This window comes from Ligilactobacillus equi DSM 15833 = JCM 10991, from assembly GCF_000615765.1.
GTDB lineage: Bacteria > Bacillota > Bacilli > Lactobacillales > Lactobacillaceae > Ligilactobacillus > Ligilactobacillus equi.
The window spans coordinates 1-14,857 of record NZ_BAMI01000051.1 but is presented as its reverse complement, the minus strand read 5'-3'; the positions used below and the strand labels follow the sequence as shown (position 1 = coordinate 14,857).

Here is a 14,857-nt window from a genome sequence, read left to right as displayed (position 1 = left end):
AAAAAGCAGAGAAACTTTTTTTACTTCACATACTTGGATTTAATTGGTTCAAAAGTCATCCGATGAATCGGCGTCGTTCCATGCTCAACTAAGCCGGCCAAATGCTGCTTGGTACCATAACCATCGTTCTGGCTAAAGCCGTAACCCGGGTAAACGCGATCGTAAAAAGTCATTAAGTGATCCCGAGTTACTTTGGCCACGATACTAGCAGCTGAAATTGAAGCAGACTTAGCATCCCCTTTGATGAGCTTGGTTTGAGGGAGATCTAATTCAATCGGCATGGCATCGACCAATAGGTGTTGTGGCGTAAGTTTAAGCCTAAGACCGCTTCTTTCATGGCCATTTTGGTAGCCTCATAAATATTAACCTGGTCAATCACACGGTTAGAAGCCACACCAATATTTACTGTCAACGCTTGCTCAAGAATCTTCCCATACAGTTCTTCACGTTTAGCCACCGATAATTGCTTAGAATCATTTACTTCATATAAATCAAAATCATGCGGTAAAATCACCGCCGCCGTCACAACCGGTCCCGCTAGCGGCCCACGCCCAACTTCATCAACACCGGCAACATACTCGATACCTTGAGTCCAAAGATTTTGTTCAAGACGCAAGCGTTCCGCAAATGCAAGCTTGGCTTGAGTGACTTTTGCCTGACGCTTTTGGTAGGCAACCAAAGCGTTTTGAACGCCTTTACGCTCATCTCGTGCCAAATTAGCTAAAACCTCCGCTGTCACTTTAGTTTTCAGTAATTCCTTAACTTGAGCAATCGATAATTTAGTCATCTTAATCCTCGCTACGCTTAGCCGTCAAAGGTACAGGATCTAAGGTATAACGCCCCAACTTACTACGTCGAATTTCAAAAATCAAACGTTCGCTGGCCCGGTCGTAATCTTCTTTAAAGCCCATCTTACGGGTAATGGCCAAAAGTAATTCCACCGTCGTATCATCAATTTCAGCTTCCGACAACTTGTAGCGGTCCGCTAAAGCTTGTGGATTAGTATCAACAAAGTGTTCCAAAGCATATAGGGCCACATCATCTTTATTGTACAAAGTATCTTTGATGGCCCCTGTTAAAGCTAGTTTCTTACCCACCAAAGGATCTTCGAATTTCGGCCATAAAATCCCTGGGGTATCCAATAATTGTAAGTCCTTCCCAGCTTTCAGCCATTGTTGAGCCTTGGTAACCCCAGGCTTATTACCAACTTGGGCGACATTTTTCTTAACTAAGTGGTTTAATAATGTCGATTTCCCCACATTAGGAATCCCGATACACATGACACGGATACGTTGATTTTTAATCCCGCGGGCTTCTTTAGCGACTAGCTTTTCCGCTAAAACTTGCTTGATTTTCTTTTCAATGACCTTCAGGCTACCTTGTACTGAGTTGATAGCTACGGCTGGTTGACCTTGACTTTCATAGTAGCGCACCCACTTTTCCGTTTCTTTAGGATCGGCCAAATCCATCTTGGTAAGGACGATAATAGATTTTTTGTTAGCCAAAAGTCCCTCTAATTGTGGATTTCGGGATGATTCTGGCAAGCGTGCGTCGACTAATTCTAAGACGACATCAACTAATTTTAAGTTTTCTTTAACTTGACGTAAGGCTTTGGCCATGTGACCAGGAAACCATTGAATAGTAGCCATAAGTGTATAATTCCTTTCGTATCAAGGGTTTTATGGAGGTAAACTTGTCAAAATTCTATCAGGTCACCAAAAAGTCACCAAATTTAGACTAATTTTACCAAACCATTTCATACCCAATAATTTTTTACTTTCCTTCTCGAATACATTTAATATCAAAATTTGAATGTTAATGTCTTTTAATAATTTTGGTAGGATATTAACATGAATATGCCTTGGAAGATAGCTTTTTTTAATTCCAATTATATTTCGGAATTCATCTAAATTTAAATTTGTTTTTCTGCTTTCATAGTGTTTTTCAATCCAATCGTTTAATACTTACAGGACCAAGATTTTAAAGCAGTGAACGAAATTTGATTTTTATCAATAAAATTATTTAATGTATTCACTGCTTTTTCTTGAGCGTTAGTTTGTCTATGAGTATAGCCGATTGTAGTTTCATAATTAGCATGACCTACACGCTCCATAATATCTCTCATAGCCAAATCAGTATTTCTCTTCGCAAGTTTCAACTAGCTCCTGTTCAACTCTAGCTAACACCTCACGAAAAGAGTGTGAAGTAATGGCGTAATGCTTTCAAGCAAAAAGTCATCACCAATAATATCTCCTAATCTCTTTAATACAAAGGCTTCTCTTTTGACAGTTTGCGGTTTCACTGAAACAGACCAAGTTTCTAACCAATTTTGTTTCAACCGACCAAATCTCTTGCTTTTTTGAGGATTATATTGATATTCTACGCTGTTGACTATTTTACCAATCTTATCACAGCATCTGTAGCATTCTTCCACTTTCCTGTAAGTGGATCCTTGTATTTTTCAACTACTTCAAAACGAGTTTCTCCTTTAGCATTTTTTCGTGTTCTATAATACATAATATCGCCCTCTTTAGTATTATCTAAAAGAAAATCGAAACTATATTTAATAGAAAATTTGACAATGTCTATTATACCACGATTTTCTTTATTTTACCGTCCTTTGTTTCCATCTTAAAAACTCTTTTAATCCTTCCCATCTTCTCATAAGTGCTTTTTTATCTGCCCATTCAGCGATATTATTTTCAACAGATACAAATCTTATTTTCATACGCTAATTGCTAGTTTGTACCATTTTTTGAAGATTATACAGTGTTACGATTGATTCAAAATCGGCTTGAAACCCTTCTAAACTACGGTTATGAGTTTCTTCACTACCGTACAATTTTAGCTGTGAAAAACACGTTTCAATCCTTCGCCGAATTTGATTAAGCAATGAATTATTGTGCCGTTTGGCACCCTTCATATTAGAACGAAATGGTGTCTATAATTGATAACCCATTTTCCTAAATTCTTGAACTATCTTTTTACCGATATATCCAGCGTCTGCTAAAACTTAGCACGGGCAACCAGATATTAACTCTGGAGCCACTTTGGCATCATTGACTGACGCAGGTGTTACTTCTCATATTTCAAAATTAAGCCAGTAACACTTACTACCATATGAATTTTAAAGCCATACAAATAAACCTTTTTAGTTGCGTTATAACCAATATTTGCGACTTCACTAAAAATTTTGGCTCTTCCGTTTCTAATAGGTTGGCAAAGTGGCAATGGAAAACTGTCCATAATCGCCATAGTACTTATAGATGTTTGGGTTAATAGTCCTTGCCTAATTAACTGAAAATAAGGGGCTAAACGTTTTCTTCTCCGTAAAAGGCGAGAATATTCAAGCATTGGTTCCATTAGGTAAAGTGAGCTTAAACAGACGGTAAAAACTAATCCAAGACGATATACGGTATTGTGCCTTAAGGCACATCATAGCCATGATTGAAGCGTCAGAAATTTTAGTATGTTCGATATTCCTTCTGTCACGGTACCTGATAGGTACATACTTTTTAATTAATTTATCGAAAAGTAGACAATATTGGGAAAATAACTCTTGAAAAGTTTGAGCATTATTATTAATCTTGAGGTAGCTTAACATGGTTTGACTCCTTTTTTGGTTTTTAGTTTTTTATTTAGAGTTTAACCCTGTTAAGCTTTTTTGCTAATTATTGAATATTACAAACTAGCAAATCGCGTGTAATGATTGTAAGTTTACCATGGGGACAAAAGGTACAGAAAAACTAACTCTCAAAGATAGGGAATGAACTTGTCCTAATTGTGGTACATTCCATATTAGGGACATTAATGCCTCTAAAAATATTCTTGAAAAAGGATTAGAAAAACTAGCTAAGGAAAAAGAAAAAAGCCTAGCATAACTAGGCAGTCCGTTTGGCAACTTGCAGCCTCTAAAGACATTGGTAATTATCGTGTTAGACGTGATTACTTTGTAATCATGCAGTGATGTATCTATGCAAATTGTGGTCGGGTAAGCCGTAAGGCTTGCCTTCTCACAAGCCCTAGTCTTTAGACTGGGGTAGTTGACTGGAGGATCGTTTAGCTACCTACTTCAGTCAGCTCTCTCCCTTCAGAGGTAATGACTGAAGAGACCATTACGATACCAGTCTCACTGAAAGAACTAGCCAGCTATCTAGCTACCAGTCTGAAACTATATCCCGTAAATTAAGAGCTTTTCAAGAAGAAAGATTAATAAATAGAAATGGAAAGAAAATTATACTATTTCGTTCTTTTTGGGATAAATTTGACTTTCTATAATTTTTATAAACTAAAGGATAGGTGCTACTTCTACCTATCCTTTAGTTTATTTCTTTGTTTTCTTATAAAATGGCAGTAATTCATCAAAACTTTTTAATAGATCATCAATTAACCGTTCTAATGAGTGGTCAGTCTCAATTGGAATATCCTGTTTAACCAAGACCTTACGAACCTCACCTGATTTGACCTGTTTTAGTAAACTCTTTCGATTTTCTTCTGTTGCATCCATTTTGAAACTTATACCATTTTTTTGTACAAAATAATACATGGCTCCAAAAGGAAGAAGATTCAAAACTTTATTTTGTTTTTCTAAACTGTTTTCAGACCTCCTTCTTTCTACAAAACTAACCTCAACGGAAATTCCAAAATTATCAGATTCCCCATAAAGACGAATAGCCAATGCTGAATTATCCAAATCATCGGAAGGCAATCGGAAGTAACACCAAAAATGTGGACGACATAGCTGAGATTGATTCATCCATTGACTAACACGCTCTGCTTTAAATGGCTTTACCCTGTCTTCAAAAGATTTACTGATTAAACTGAATTCATCCCGGGCCTGTCGAGCTAGGTCCCTTAAATCCGTCATATACTGGAGATAATTACCAGCCTTTTCCGGCTTAATATATTTTTCTCCTCGATAGTAGATATTCCTTTAATTTGTCAAATGACATTTTTCACCTCATAAATCAATTAAGCCATCTCCGTTAAGAATAATTATTCTTCTACCTGAACGTTTTATCAATCTATTATCCTCAAGAAATCTAAATTTTCTAGAAAGAGTTTCAGGGGTAGTTCCTATATATCGCGCGATATCAATCATCTTCATAGGTAAACTGAACCGATAATCGTTCGCTACTTTTGACAGATCCAAGAGGTAGTTCGCTAAACGTTGCTCAACACGCTCCATAGATAAAATATGGGCCTGCTTCTCTACTTGAATCATCTTTTGCGCACTTAATTCAAATAATTTAAGAGCTATTTGTGGATTACTAAGCATTACTTGATCAAAAGCTTGTTTACTTAATCTACAAATTTCAGTTGTTTCAAGAGTTTTACCAAAAAGAGATTCATTTTTAATACCGAACAACTGATTCTCACCCTCATATCCACCTGGTTCAACAACCCGTAAAAGCTGTTCATCACCATTTGTAGACAGTTGGAATACTTTCATACTTCCGAGAGCCACGATATCCAGATTTTCATCTCCTGGTCTAAAACAATTTCATTTTTTTTAAATTTTTTGTGTTGTGCCAATCTATTAATTTTAATCTGTTCATCTTCTGACAGATAATTGAATAATGGTACAAGTGTCACACAAATATGTTGAACCATGGATAGCCTCTTTCTAATTGATAAAACCTATTCTTGAGATAATTCATCAATTTGTTTTAATAGCTGATAAGTTTTAGTAAGTGTCTCACAAGCATCATCTGGAATTGTATAATCTTTTGTAAGAGATCTTAGTTCTGAAAATTCATTTGATAGGTCCAAATTATTATTCCTAATTTTATGTTGAATTGTTTCATAAACTTTGCGAACATCAAAGACTTCTGGATGATTTTTCCCATGAGCTTTTGTAATAGCATTTGTATATAGATCAAGCATCTCATCATTTGCTTCAAAAAATTGTTTTACCATTGTAACTTTCTCCTGTTATTTTTCTGATACTTTTAGGACATCATAGCCAATTGCTTGCACTGCCTTCACAATTTCATTAATGTTTATCACACTAGCGTCAAAATTTACTTTTGCCTTACTGGCATTGAATAGAACTTTGACACTTTCCTTATCGACACCTGTTACACTTTTAATGGCTCCCTCAATTTTTTGCATACATGTTGGACAAGCCAGTGTTTCAAGCTGTAGTATAGCTTTTTTCATCATTTTTACTCCCTTTCTTTATTATATCTTTAGTATAGTACGATATTTAGAATAAAAAATTGATTTCTATCAAGAATCTCTATTTTCTTTTATATTTTAAAAGCCTCATAGCATTCAAAATAACTACGAGAATGCTACCTTCATGAACAAACATGCCAATTGCCATATTCATCCACGAACTTGAGAGAACGCTGATAAGAAGAACTACTACGACTAGCAATGCAATGAAGATATTTTCAATCATATTACGTCGTGTAGCTTTAGCCAATCCAATCGCATGAGGGATTCTGTGAAAATCCGAATTCATCAAAACAACATTTGAAGTTTCAATGGCAACATCTGTACCGTTTCCCATGGCAATTCCAATATCTGCTAAGGCCAATGATGGGCTATCATTAATACCATCTCCGACAAATGCTACTATTTCTCCACTTGCCTGACGTTTTCTCACAAATTCTGCCTTGTCTTCTGGCAGTAGATGACCATAAGCCTCGGTTAAGCCTAATTGATTAGTAACTAAATCAACTGTGCCTTGATTATCTCCAGATAATAGAATGAGATTTTTTACTCCCATATTCTTAAGCGTCTCTAAATCCTCCTTGACCCCTTGTCTAATCTGGTCGCGAATTCCTACAACAAGAGCTATTTGTCCATCAATAGCAGTTAGGACAATTGAATTCCCTTCTGCTTCCATCCCTGCTATGTCGCTCTTCATCTGGTTAGTGAAAGGAATATTATATTGATTCATCAAATAAGAGTTCCCAACGAGAACTTGGTGATTTTGAATACGAGCAACAACTCCCCCACCTTGAACGACCTCTGTTGAGTCAATTACCCCTACTACAGAACCTGAGTAATAGTTCACAATTGCTTTCGCGAGCGGATGATCTGATTCTCTCTCAACACTAGCCAGTAAGCTCTCAGCAAGACTCCTATCACTGCTATAATAGATTGTCTGTGCAACCTGAGGGTTACCATAAGTTAATGTTCCTGTTTTATCAAATAACATTGTATCAACTTTACTAAAGTTTGTAATGACATCACTACCCTTAAATAAAATGCCATGTCGTGCGCCGTTTCCAATTCCTGATACATTTGAAACTGGTACGCCAATAACCAGTGCACCAGGACATCCAAGAACCAAAATAGTAACGGCTAACTCAATATTGCGGCTAATAAGCCAAACAATAATCGCTAACACTAAAACTAAAGGAGTATAGTATTTTGAAAATTGGTCAATAAATCTCTCAGCTTTTGACTTGCTGTCCTGTGCTTCTTCTACTAATTCAATAATTTTCCCAAAAGTTGTATCTTCCCCAATCTTCTCAGTACGTATTTGTATAGTACCATTTTCAAGAATGGTACCAGCAAAAACTTTATCTCTTAAACCTTTAGAGACTGGGATAGATTCGCCCGTAATACTTGCTTCATTTGCAGTGCCAGAGCCAAATATCACTTCACCGTCAACTGGAATCTTTCCACCAGTTTTTACTAAAAGAATATCTTCTTCATTAACTTCTTCAACTGACACCTCTTCAAAGTCACCATTGTGTAGTTTACGAAAAGTAGTCTCTGGTACCATCTCCACGAGATTCTTAATCGCAGAACGTGTCTTGGCTAATGTTCTTTGTTCTAAGTATGCACCAAATAAGAAAAGAAAAGCTACAATAGCTGATTCTTCAAACTCTTTAATAACAAATGCCCCTAAAATAGCAAGAGTTACTAAGAGATCGATGCTAATTACCTTAACTCTAAGAGCTTGATAGGCTTGAACAAAAATTGGTAAACCACCAACTAATGAAGCTACAAACAGTAGATAAGCTGAGCCCTGCTCACTACTAAAAACCCATTTGGATGAAAAAGCAAGTATAATAAGAATACCAGTTATTGCTGTCAACCAATTCCGATAACGTGATAACCATTTTTGCATAATTTCTACCTCCTTTATTATATCCAGTATAACCGAGCATAGAAATATAATAATTGATTTATATCAAGTTTTAAAAACACTGGTGTTGAGTAGCTTTCATATAAATATTAGTTTTTAATCTTATTTAAAAACACTATTTTGTGTTTTGAATGAAGTAAATCAATAGTTGTAAAATACGAAGTCAAACTTACGTTTCATGATTGTCCCTCCAACACTAACAGACCAACATTTCCCATGTCATCAAACTGGATTAAGCCAGACTCTTCCATTTCAACAACAATCCTCTTTGCGTTCTCGATATCAATTCTCATGATAGCCATGAGATGACACATCACAATTTGTCGTGATGACTGTTCATTCTTTTGCATGATTTTCCTCCTGAAAATAAAAAAAGCGAGAACACTTATTAAAATGTTCTCGAGAAATTCTAAGCACCAAAAATTGATTATTTTTGCGTATTATTGCTTAACACTATGCCCTTTCCATTATAGCTTAAATAATAATCCCTTGACAGTGGTCAAGTTCATGTTGAATGATTTGTGCCGGCCAATCTTTAAAGGTTTGTACCCGTGCTTCAAAATTTTCATTTAAAAATTCCACCGTAATCTCATGATAACGTTTGGTCGGTCTTTGACCCTTTAAAGATAAACAACCTTCCATGGTATTAAAAGCACCCGACTTGGCGGTAATCCGTGGATTAACCATAATTAAATCAAGCATGGGCGCAATGGAGGCAATGATAATCTTTTTATTCACACCAATCATATTGGCCGCCATCCCAACGCATTCCTGGCGATGAACCGCCAAGGTATCCTTTAAATCTTGAATTACTTGGCGGTCTGCTGGGGTCGCCTTTGCAGCTTTTTGGCTTAAGAAAAGTTGATCTCGATTGATTGCTTGTACCGTCATTTTAATCTTCCTTTTTATAAACTTGCATATAGCTCCCGGCGCTTTGAGCGAGACAAGCAACCATATCAGCTTGACTCCATTCACTAACCGGGGTGAAGCGATAAGTCACCGTATATTTATTTTCCTGGCGCCGAATCTCTGAAATTTCGTTCACTTGAACCCAAATTCCCGTGCTGTCATCCTTAACAATGTCCCCCACCTGTAAGACATTTCGTCCAAAATCATAAAGGTTGTATTCTAATGTCGTGGTAGTTTCCATATAATCTCGGGAATAATCTGGGGTGCCATAAACTTGTGCTAAACATTCATAAATTACCCTTTGGTTTTCCGGTGTTGTCACTAAAAGAGGAAAAGCTCGTAAAATATTGATGATTACCATATTTTTACCATCCTTTTGCACCAAATCCCCACCTGGACCACTCGGCTACTTGGATAATTCAAACGAATTTTTCTTAACATTTTCCCACCCCCAAAAAGTGCTAATTTTGACTTAGTTTAATTATAGCATGTTTAACAGCTAAAATTTTAATCAAAATATCTAAAATTTTAAAAACTACATTGACATCATGTCACCAAAGAGATAGAATACAATCAAAGAAATGACAAGTCGTCATCAAAGGAGGAAAATCTTATGTTTCTAGCTTTTAATGAACTCAAGCATGAAAAGTTACGCTACGGACTGGTCATCGCCATGATCACCCTCCTAGCTTACTTAATTTTTATCATGACCAGCTTAGCCTTAGGCTTGGCCAATGAAAATACCGATGCTCTTTATTCTTGGCATGTCAAAAGTGGGGTCTTAAATAAAAGTGCTGACGTTAACTTACGCCAATCCCTCTTAACCAAAGCCCAAGTTGATGCCTTAACCAAGGGTAAAGATAATGCTGCTATGGCCGAAACCTCAGTAGTTCTGACTGGTAAAGGCGCTGATAAGGAGGCCGTGACTTTTGTTGGTCTACGTGAAAATCAATTTATCGCCAAAGATATGGAACTTACTACAGGTAAAAAAGTCCATCGTAAGTATCAAGTTGTTCTCGATGATTCCTTACAAGCCAAGGGCTATAAGTTAAATCAAAAAATCCGCCTTAATTCTAGTGATCATGCTTACACTATTGTAGGTTTTACTCACAAAGCTAAATTAAACATTGTCCCTGTTGTTTACGGAACCATCCCCGCTTGGCAAGAACTAAGCCAAGTTGGTCCCCGTTTCGCAGCCAGTGGTGTCTTCTCTAAAAATGACTCCATTAAAACCACTGATAAAGCGCTTAAATCTTACTCATTAACTGATATTATCGATAAGTTACCTGGTTACTCTGCTCAAAATACTACCTTTTATTTCATGATTGGTTTCTTAATGATTATCTCCTTGATTATCATTGCCGTCTTCTTGTACATTGTCACCCTACAAAAACTACCTAACTACGCCGTCTTACGTGCACAAGGAGTACCTAACCGCTTCTTAATCAACGCAACTTTGGCTCAATCTTTCCTTTTAACTGCTAGTGGGGTAGTTATCGCCTTGATTTTTATCACCATCACCGGTTATGCCTTACCCGAATCTGTACCGATGACTGTCGACCCTGTTATTACTAGCTTAGTAAGCATTGGCCTAATTCTTATGTCCATTCTGGGGGCTCTCATTCCAATGCGTATGGTAACTAAAGTCGACCCGGTTTCAGTGATTGGAGGATAAACTTATGACAACAAGTATTAAATTAACTAACATTAATAAATATTTTGGACAAGGAATTGCTAAGGTCCATGTCTTAAAAGACCTTAACTTTAGCGCTCAAGCTGGCGAACTCATCTTAATTCTCGGACCATCTGGTTCGGGAAAGAGTACCTTTTTAACCATTGCCGGGGGGTTACAAACCCCAACTTCTGGGCAAGTTGCTATTGAAGAGCAAGAAATCGCCAACCTTAAAGGTAAACAGCGTGAACAACTTCGTCTTAATAAAATTGGTTTCATCTTACAAGCCTATAACCTGGTACCATATCTTACCGTAGCCCAACAATTTTCTTTAGTCGATAAAGTCAAAAAAACACCTAATATTGATGCTCAAGCTTTCCAAAATATCCTTGTTCAATTAGACATCCAAAATCTCTTGCACATGTATCCTGACCATTTATCTGGAGGACAAAAACAAAGAGTTGCTATTGCACGAGCCCTTTATGCGAATCCCGAAATTATCCTAGCTGACGAACCCACAGCAGCTTTAGACTCCCAGCGCGTGACAGAAGTTGGTAATTTGCTGTCTGATTTAGCTCACCAACAAAACAAGGCTATCATTGTAGTCACACACGATATTCGGGTGGAAAAGTTTGCTGATAAAATTTACGAACTTCAAGATGGGATGTTAGTCGAAAAACAAAAATAAAAGTTTTTTAACATAATAGTCGAGATTAATTAAGACTTTTTTGCTTAGAATATTCAGGACAAATTCCTTCGTGATAACCTAATAACTGAAAATAAAGGGGAATTTTCCTCACTAACATGCGGTAAATTTCACACAAATTACTTGTTTCTCAAGCTTAAACCCTTTAAAATAACTAATGATAACCTTAACTGGAGGTAGATACATGCCTAGCCAAACGTTTATGAATTTACCCGCTGAAAAAAAAGCCCGGATTACCCAAGCCCTTTTAAATGAATACAGTCGTCAACCTCTAGCGCAAGCGCAAGTTACTCCGATTGTTAAAGACGCGCAAATCGCTCGAGGTGCCTTTTACAAGTATTTTGAAGACCAAAAAGATGCCTACAATTATCTTTATCAAGAAGTTCTCAAAGAAGTCCATAATGACACTCCGCGAATTATGTTGACTGCAGATACGGTTGCACTTTTTGTTAACCAAACTGCCAAATTTCTAAGCCAGGCCTCTAACAGTCAATATCGCGAACTTATCAAAATGCATATCATCTATAATGCAGCCTTTTTAAATCAAAAACCTATGCCTATTGAAGTTCCACCCAAAATGTGGGCTGTGGCTAGTCTCTGTCACCAAACGATTCACGATGTTTTTTTAAATCCCGAATGCCAAGACGACGCCTTAAAACGCTTACAGACTAGTCTTGAAGCTTTAGTTTAAACTAAAAATCCTTCCCTGAAATGAGGAAGGATTTTTCTTCGCTTTTTAGTTAACGTGTACCGCAAAGGATGGTTGGTAATATGGAGAAATTGACTTGGTTGAAGATAATTCACCAAAATCATGAGCAGCCATGTATTGATTATTGCCTGTATAAATTCCTACATGGTAGGCATCACCGTAATTCCCCCAGAATAAGAGGTCACCTGCTTGGGCTTGGGAAACATCAATTTTGGTCCCAGCATATTGTTGCTGGTAAGTTGTCCGTCCAATATCTTTACCATATTGGTTGTAAACATACTGGGTTAAACCTGAGCAGTCAAAACCTGATGTCGTTGATCCACCCCAAACATAAGGAATTCCCGATAAAGTTTGGGCATAGCTTGCAATTGCTGATCCATCAGCACTAGTAGATGTCGCAGCTTGAGGTTGGGTGCTGGTTGCTTGCGTATTTGTCTCAGAACTTGCTTGGTAACTACTTTGCGCACTCGTTTCGGCTATTGGAGTTTGGTAAGAATTTTGTACTTCAGTTGCAGCCGCTGGTTCCTGGTAGGAACTGGCATAAGCTTGAGCTTGTACCCCGTAGTTGTTAGCTTCAACTTGAGTATTAGTATCCACCTGACTAGTAGCATTAGAAGCTACTACTTGATTGCTTGTAGTATTATCAGCGGTTTGTGCAATCGATGCGACACTAACTTCTTGAGTTTCAGGTGCGGTAGATGAGGCCGCAGCCACAACTGGTGCTTCTGCTTGACTACTTGTTGTAGCACTATTAGCAACTTTGGTATTTTCAGCTTGAGGCGAAACTTCTGTCGTTGCTGCACTTTCGGTTGAACTTGCCGAGGTTACAGGTTCTTGTGAAGTCTCTGCGGTCGTATTCACAGTAGATGTTGTAGCCACTGGAGCGCTTGTTTGAACATCAGTCGTAACTGCTGACGCTTGGCTTCGCAACAGCTTCATTTGTGGTATCCGTATCCACACCAGATGTTGTAGCCACTGGAGCGCTTGTTTGAACATCAGTCGTAACTGCTGACGCTTGGCTCGCAGCGAGGGTTGCTTGCGCTGCTATAGCAGTGGCTTCGCCACTAACTTTTAAAGTTGCCCCTACTTGTAAGATAAAGGCATCAGCCGGCATGTTGTTCAAACGACGTAACTCATCAACAGTAGTATGATACTTCTGGGCTAAATCCCATAAGGTATCACCCGTTTGGATGACAACACTTTTTTCATTTGCGGAAGTCTTTTGATTTTGGCCTTGCTCATTATCCGCAATTTTTAATTCTTGGCCCACGTAAATTAAAGATGTATTCTTGTCAATCTTATTATCACTTTGAAGCTTATCCATTGATACACCGTATTTTTGCGACAATGTCCAAATAGTATCATTTTGAACAACCTTGTGGATAGAATCAGCTTGGACTGCCACACTAGTACCAGCTAAAGCGGCTCCAGCAGCACCCACCGTACCTAATAACGCAGCTTTCTTTGACTTATTCAATAAAATCCCCTCTATTCTTCTTCAGTTATATTTTCCTTACTTTTTCAGATACATTCTCAAATATAATTCAATACCCTTATTTTATGCCATACAAACGAATAATTTCAAGTTAAAATCACAATCTGTTCACTATTTTACCCAAATTACCAATGTCTTAAACTTTTCTTAAAACAAACCATCTTGATTATACACATTTTTACTCAGATAAATACTTTTTCCTTTCTCACCAAATAATCCTTGATATTTATGGTCTTATTTGCACATACTTAATTTTAAATTACAATTATAAGCACACTCAACCATGAATATACATTTTATAAAAATACAAAAGCATGACTTCCATTTAATATATTACATTTTAATGACAAGATTTTAGATATTAGTATTAGCCCCTAAGAATTATTCGTCCATAACTTACGAAGACTTTCATTTCTAATTTTCACAACAATTACCTCAGAATCTCGGACACTTTAGTCATAATTACTTGTAATTTTTGTTGCCTGTCGACTCATTACTTAACTTTTCAAATTTTTAGTTCCGATTTTTATTTGTGAATTTTTTTATTCGTGGTAAAATAAAATTAAAGAAAACGCTAACAAAAGAGGTGGAACTTATGACTGCAGAAATTAACAACACGCCCAACTTAATTTTAAACACCATTGCTTTAGATATTGCGGATAATTTACTGCGAGCTTTAGAAAATGGAGTTTCCTATAATCTAATGGATCAAGACATCCAAGAATTGAAACATATTCTCCAAAAAGCCACCCAGGAAGCCGTCAGCTACGCCCCTAGTCACTTAGACTTAGATGCCGCCGAAGAACTTCTCGATGCCTTAGACCAAGGAGCTTCTATCGCTCACCTCAACTACATCGAACTGGAAAAACTTAAAACAATTTTAGAAAAAGTAGATGATTTTTAAAAGACGGCGCATCGCACCGCCTTTTTATATTTTTTGTCCTAAAAGCAAGCCAACATATGCTAATAAGATGCCACCACCATAGGAAATTAAGGCGTAACAAACAAATAGCCAGTAATAACGACTATGAAACAACGTCCAAAGTTCTGTATTAAACGTTGAAAAAGTAGTATAACCACCTAAAAGTCCTGTTCCTAAAAAGAGACTCACCAGCTGATTAACTTGCCAACCAAGTAAGAAACCTAAAATCAAAGCCCCACTTAAATTAACTACAAGCGTCGCCCATGGAAAAGTTCCCGGCCACTTTGCTTTAATTCCAAGAGTTAAACTATAGCGTAACATCGCCCAGACCTGC

The 14,857-nt window shown here is 37.2% G+C and carries 19 protein-coding genes and 3 pseudogenes; 5 read left to right on the top strand and 17 right to left on the bottom strand.

Features of this window, described 5'->3' with window-relative positions; translation table 11 throughout:
• Positions 1 to 20: 20 nt before the first annotated feature.
• From rnhB to JCM10991_RS15420, 6 genes and pseudogenes are all read right to left on the bottom strand, one after another.
• A pseudogene (rnhB, locus tag JCM10991_RS13580) lies at positions 21 to 787 on the bottom strand (ribonuclease HII).
• Position 788: 1 nt separating this feature from the next.
• Positions 789 to 1,649, bottom strand: coding sequence for a ribosome biogenesis GTPase YlqF (ylqF, locus tag JCM10991_RS09465; protein WP_023859495.1), 861 nt, complete (start codon positions 1,647 to 1,649; stop codon positions 789 to 791).
• A 308-nt stretch (positions 1,650 to 1,957) separates the two neighbouring features.
• Complete coding sequence (locus JCM10991_RS16625) at positions 1,958 to 2,158, bottom strand: hypothetical protein (RefSeq protein ID WP_025021303.1); 201 nt, start codon at positions 2,156 to 2,158, stop codon at positions 1,958 to 1,960.
• Between the two features lie 233 nt (positions 2,159 to 2,391).
• The gene (locus JCM10991_RS16620) at positions 2,392 to 2,517 is read right to left on the bottom strand and encodes a hypothetical protein (RefSeq protein WP_263640310.1); all 126 of its coding nucleotides are present in this window, start codon (positions 2,515 to 2,517) and stop codon (positions 2,392 to 2,394) included.
• An 88-nt stretch (positions 2,518 to 2,605) separates the two neighbouring features.
• Positions 2,606 to 2,728 (bottom strand): hypothetical protein, encoded by a 123-nt coding sequence (locus JCM10991_RS14965; RefSeq protein WP_439645940.1) that lies wholly within the window; start codon positions 2,726 to 2,728, stop codon positions 2,606 to 2,608.
• Positions 2,729 to 3,075: 347 nt separating this feature from the next.
• Positions 3,076 to 3,255, bottom strand: coding sequence for a transposase (locus tag JCM10991_RS15420; RefSeq protein ID WP_025021302.1), 180 nt, complete (start codon positions 3,253 to 3,255; stop codon positions 3,076 to 3,078).
• Positions 3,256 to 3,701: 446 nt separating this feature from the next.
• Here JCM10991_RS15420 and JCM10991_RS15880 point away from each other — a divergent pair.
• Positions 3,702 to 3,881, top strand: a pseudogene (locus JCM10991_RS15880) (zinc ribbon domain-containing protein); the annotation flags it as partial.
• A 443-nt stretch (positions 3,882 to 4,324) separates the two neighbouring features.
• Here JCM10991_RS15880 and JCM10991_RS09440 read toward each other — a convergent pair.
• The 8 genes and pseudogenes from JCM10991_RS09440 to JCM10991_RS09405 form a co-directional block, all read right to left on the bottom strand.
• Entirely contained in the window at positions 4,325 to 4,867 is a 543-nt protein-coding gene (locus JCM10991_RS09440; protein ID WP_025021300.1) for an HI_0552 family protein, read from the bottom strand.
• Between the two features lie 93 nt (positions 4,868 to 4,960).
• Positions 4,961 to 5,613, bottom strand: a pseudogene (locus JCM10991_RS13570) (Crp/Fnr family transcriptional regulator).
• Between the two features lie 27 nt (positions 5,614 to 5,640).
• Positions 5,641 to 5,919 (bottom strand): hypothetical protein, encoded by a 279-nt coding sequence (locus JCM10991_RS09430; protein WP_025021299.1) that lies wholly within the window; start codon positions 5,917 to 5,919, stop codon positions 5,641 to 5,643.
• A gap of 15 nt (positions 5,920 to 5,934) precedes the next feature.
• On the bottom strand, positions 5,935 to 6,162 hold the full coding sequence (locus JCM10991_RS09425; RefSeq protein ID WP_025021298.1) for a heavy-metal-associated domain-containing protein: 228 nt from the start codon (positions 6,160 to 6,162) through the stop codon (positions 5,935 to 5,937).
• A gap of 79 nt (positions 6,163 to 6,241) precedes the next feature.
• Positions 6,242 to 8,092, bottom strand: coding sequence for a heavy metal translocating P-type ATPase (locus tag JCM10991_RS09420; RefSeq protein WP_025021297.1), 1,851 nt, complete (start codon positions 8,090 to 8,092; stop codon positions 6,242 to 6,244).
• 194 nt (positions 8,093 to 8,286) lie between these two features.
• Positions 8,287 to 8,460: a hypothetical protein gene (locus JCM10991_RS15580; RefSeq protein ID WP_023859485.1), complete on the bottom strand. Its 174-nt coding sequence runs from the start codon at positions 8,458 to 8,460 to the stop codon at positions 8,287 to 8,289.
• A gap of 124 nt (positions 8,461 to 8,584) precedes the next feature.
• Positions 8,585 to 9,001: a peptide deformylase gene (locus JCM10991_RS09410; RefSeq protein WP_023859484.1), complete on the bottom strand. Its 417-nt coding sequence runs from the start codon at positions 8,999 to 9,001 to the stop codon at positions 8,585 to 8,587.
• A gap of 1 nt (position 9,002) precedes the next feature.
• Positions 9,003 to 9,401 carry a hypothetical protein gene (locus tag JCM10991_RS09405; RefSeq protein ID WP_025021296.1) on the bottom strand — a complete coding sequence of 133 codons (399 nt, stop codon included), beginning with the start codon at positions 9,399 to 9,401 and terminating at the stop codon, positions 9,003 to 9,005.
• 231 nt (positions 9,402 to 9,632) lie between these two features.
• Between JCM10991_RS09405 and JCM10991_RS09400 the strand changes: the two genes are divergently transcribed.
• The 3 genes from JCM10991_RS09400 (at position 9,633) to JCM10991_RS09390 (ending at position 12,088) form a co-directional block, all read left to right on the top strand.
• On the top strand, positions 9,633 to 10,694 hold the full coding sequence (locus JCM10991_RS09400; protein WP_023859482.1) for an ABC transporter permease: 1,062 nt from the start codon (positions 9,633 to 9,635) through the stop codon (positions 10,692 to 10,694).
• A gap of 4 nt (positions 10,695 to 10,698) precedes the next feature.
• Positions 10,699 to 11,379 carry an ABC transporter ATP-binding protein gene (locus JCM10991_RS09395; RefSeq protein WP_025021295.1) on the top strand — a complete coding sequence of 227 codons (681 nt, stop codon included), beginning with the start codon at positions 10,699 to 10,701 and terminating at the stop codon, positions 11,377 to 11,379.
• Positions 11,380 to 11,581: 202 nt separating this feature from the next.
• A complete protein-coding gene (locus JCM10991_RS09390) occupies positions 11,582 to 12,088 on the top strand; it encodes a TetR/AcrR family transcriptional regulator (RefSeq protein WP_025021294.1) in 507 nt (168 codons plus the stop codon).
• Positions 12,089 to 12,133: 45 nt separating this feature from the next.
• Here JCM10991_RS09390 and JCM10991_RS09385 read toward each other — a convergent pair whose 3' ends face one another.
• Together JCM10991_RS09385 and JCM10991_RS09380 are read right to left on the bottom strand one after the other, a co-directional pair.
• A complete protein-coding gene (locus tag JCM10991_RS09385; RefSeq protein ID WP_025021293.1) occupies positions 12,134 to 13,045 on the bottom strand; it encodes a C40 family peptidase in 912 nt (303 codons plus the stop codon).
• Entirely contained in the window at positions 13,005 to 13,583 is a 579-nt protein-coding gene (locus JCM10991_RS09380) for a muramidase family protein (RefSeq protein ID WP_025021292.1), read from the bottom strand. Before JCM10991_RS09380 ends, JCM10991_RS09385 begins: the two co-directional genes overlap by 41 nt.
• A 613-nt stretch (positions 13,584 to 14,196) precedes the next feature.
• Here JCM10991_RS09380 and JCM10991_RS09375 point away from each other — a divergent pair.
• Complete coding sequence (locus JCM10991_RS09375; RefSeq protein ID WP_023859478.1) at positions 14,197 to 14,505, top strand: hypothetical protein; 309 nt, start codon at positions 14,197 to 14,199, stop codon at positions 14,503 to 14,505.
• A 24-nt stretch (positions 14,506 to 14,529) separates the two neighbouring features.
• Here the strand turns inward: JCM10991_RS09375 and JCM10991_RS09370 are convergent.
• A partial coding sequence (locus JCM10991_RS09370) for a CrcB family protein (protein WP_025021291.1) occupies positions 14,530 to 14,857 on the bottom strand: 328 nt, incomplete at its 5' end.

Excerpts from the sequence above, each read along its gene's own strand:
- ylqF (WP_023859495.1), bottom strand. The coding sequence starts at position 1,649 with ATGGCTACTATTCAATGGTTTCCTGGTCACATGGCCAAAGCCTTACGT.
- JCM10991_RS16620 (WP_263640310.1), bottom strand. The coding sequence starts at position 2,517 with ATGTATTATAGAACACGAAAAAATGCTAAAGGAGAAACTCGTTTTGAA.
- JCM10991_RS14965 (WP_439645940.1), bottom strand. The coding sequence starts at position 2,728 with ATGAAAATAAGATTTGTATCTGTTGAAAATAATATCGCTGAATGGGCA.
- JCM10991_RS15420 (WP_025021302.1), bottom strand. The coding sequence starts at position 3,255 with ATGGCGATTATGGACAGTTTTCCATTGCCACTTTGCCAACCTATTAGA.
- JCM10991_RS09440 (WP_025021300.1), bottom strand. The coding sequence starts at position 4,867 with ATGACGGATTTAAGGGACCTAGCTCGACAGGCCCGGGATGAATTCAGT.
- JCM10991_RS09430 (WP_025021299.1), bottom strand. The coding sequence starts at position 5,919 with ATGGTAAAACAATTTTTTGAAGCAAATGATGAGATGCTTGATCTATAT.
- JCM10991_RS09425 (WP_025021298.1), bottom strand. The coding sequence starts at position 6,162 with ATGAAAAAAGCTATACTACAGCTTGAAACACTGGCTTGTCCAACATGT.
- JCM10991_RS09420 (WP_025021297.1), bottom strand. The coding sequence starts at position 8,092 with ATGCAAAAATGGTTATCACGTTATCGGAATTGGTTGACAGCAATAACT.
- JCM10991_RS15580 (WP_023859485.1), bottom strand. The coding sequence starts at position 8,460 with ATGCAAAAGAATGAACAGTCATCACGACAAATTGTGATGTGTCATCTC.
- JCM10991_RS09410 (WP_023859484.1), bottom strand. The coding sequence starts at position 9,001 with ATGACGGTACAAGCAATCAATCGAGATCAACTTTTCTTAAGCCAAAAA.
- JCM10991_RS09400 (WP_023859482.1), top strand. The coding sequence starts at position 9,633 with ATGTTTCTAGCTTTTAATGAACTCAAGCATGAAAAGTTACGCTACGGA.
- JCM10991_RS09395 (WP_025021295.1), top strand. The coding sequence starts at position 10,699 with ATGACAACAAGTATTAAATTAACTAACATTAATAAATATTTTGGACAA.
- JCM10991_RS09390 (WP_025021294.1), top strand. The coding sequence starts at position 11,582 with ATGCCTAGCCAAACGTTTATGAATTTACCCGCTGAAAAAAAAGCCCGG.
- JCM10991_RS09385 (WP_025021293.1), bottom strand. The coding sequence starts at position 13,045 with ATGAAGCTGTTGCGAAGCCAAGCGTCAGCAGTTACGACTGATGTTCAA.
- JCM10991_RS09375 (WP_023859478.1), top strand. The coding sequence starts at position 14,197 with ATGACTGCAGAAATTAACAACACGCCCAACTTAATTTTAAACACCATT.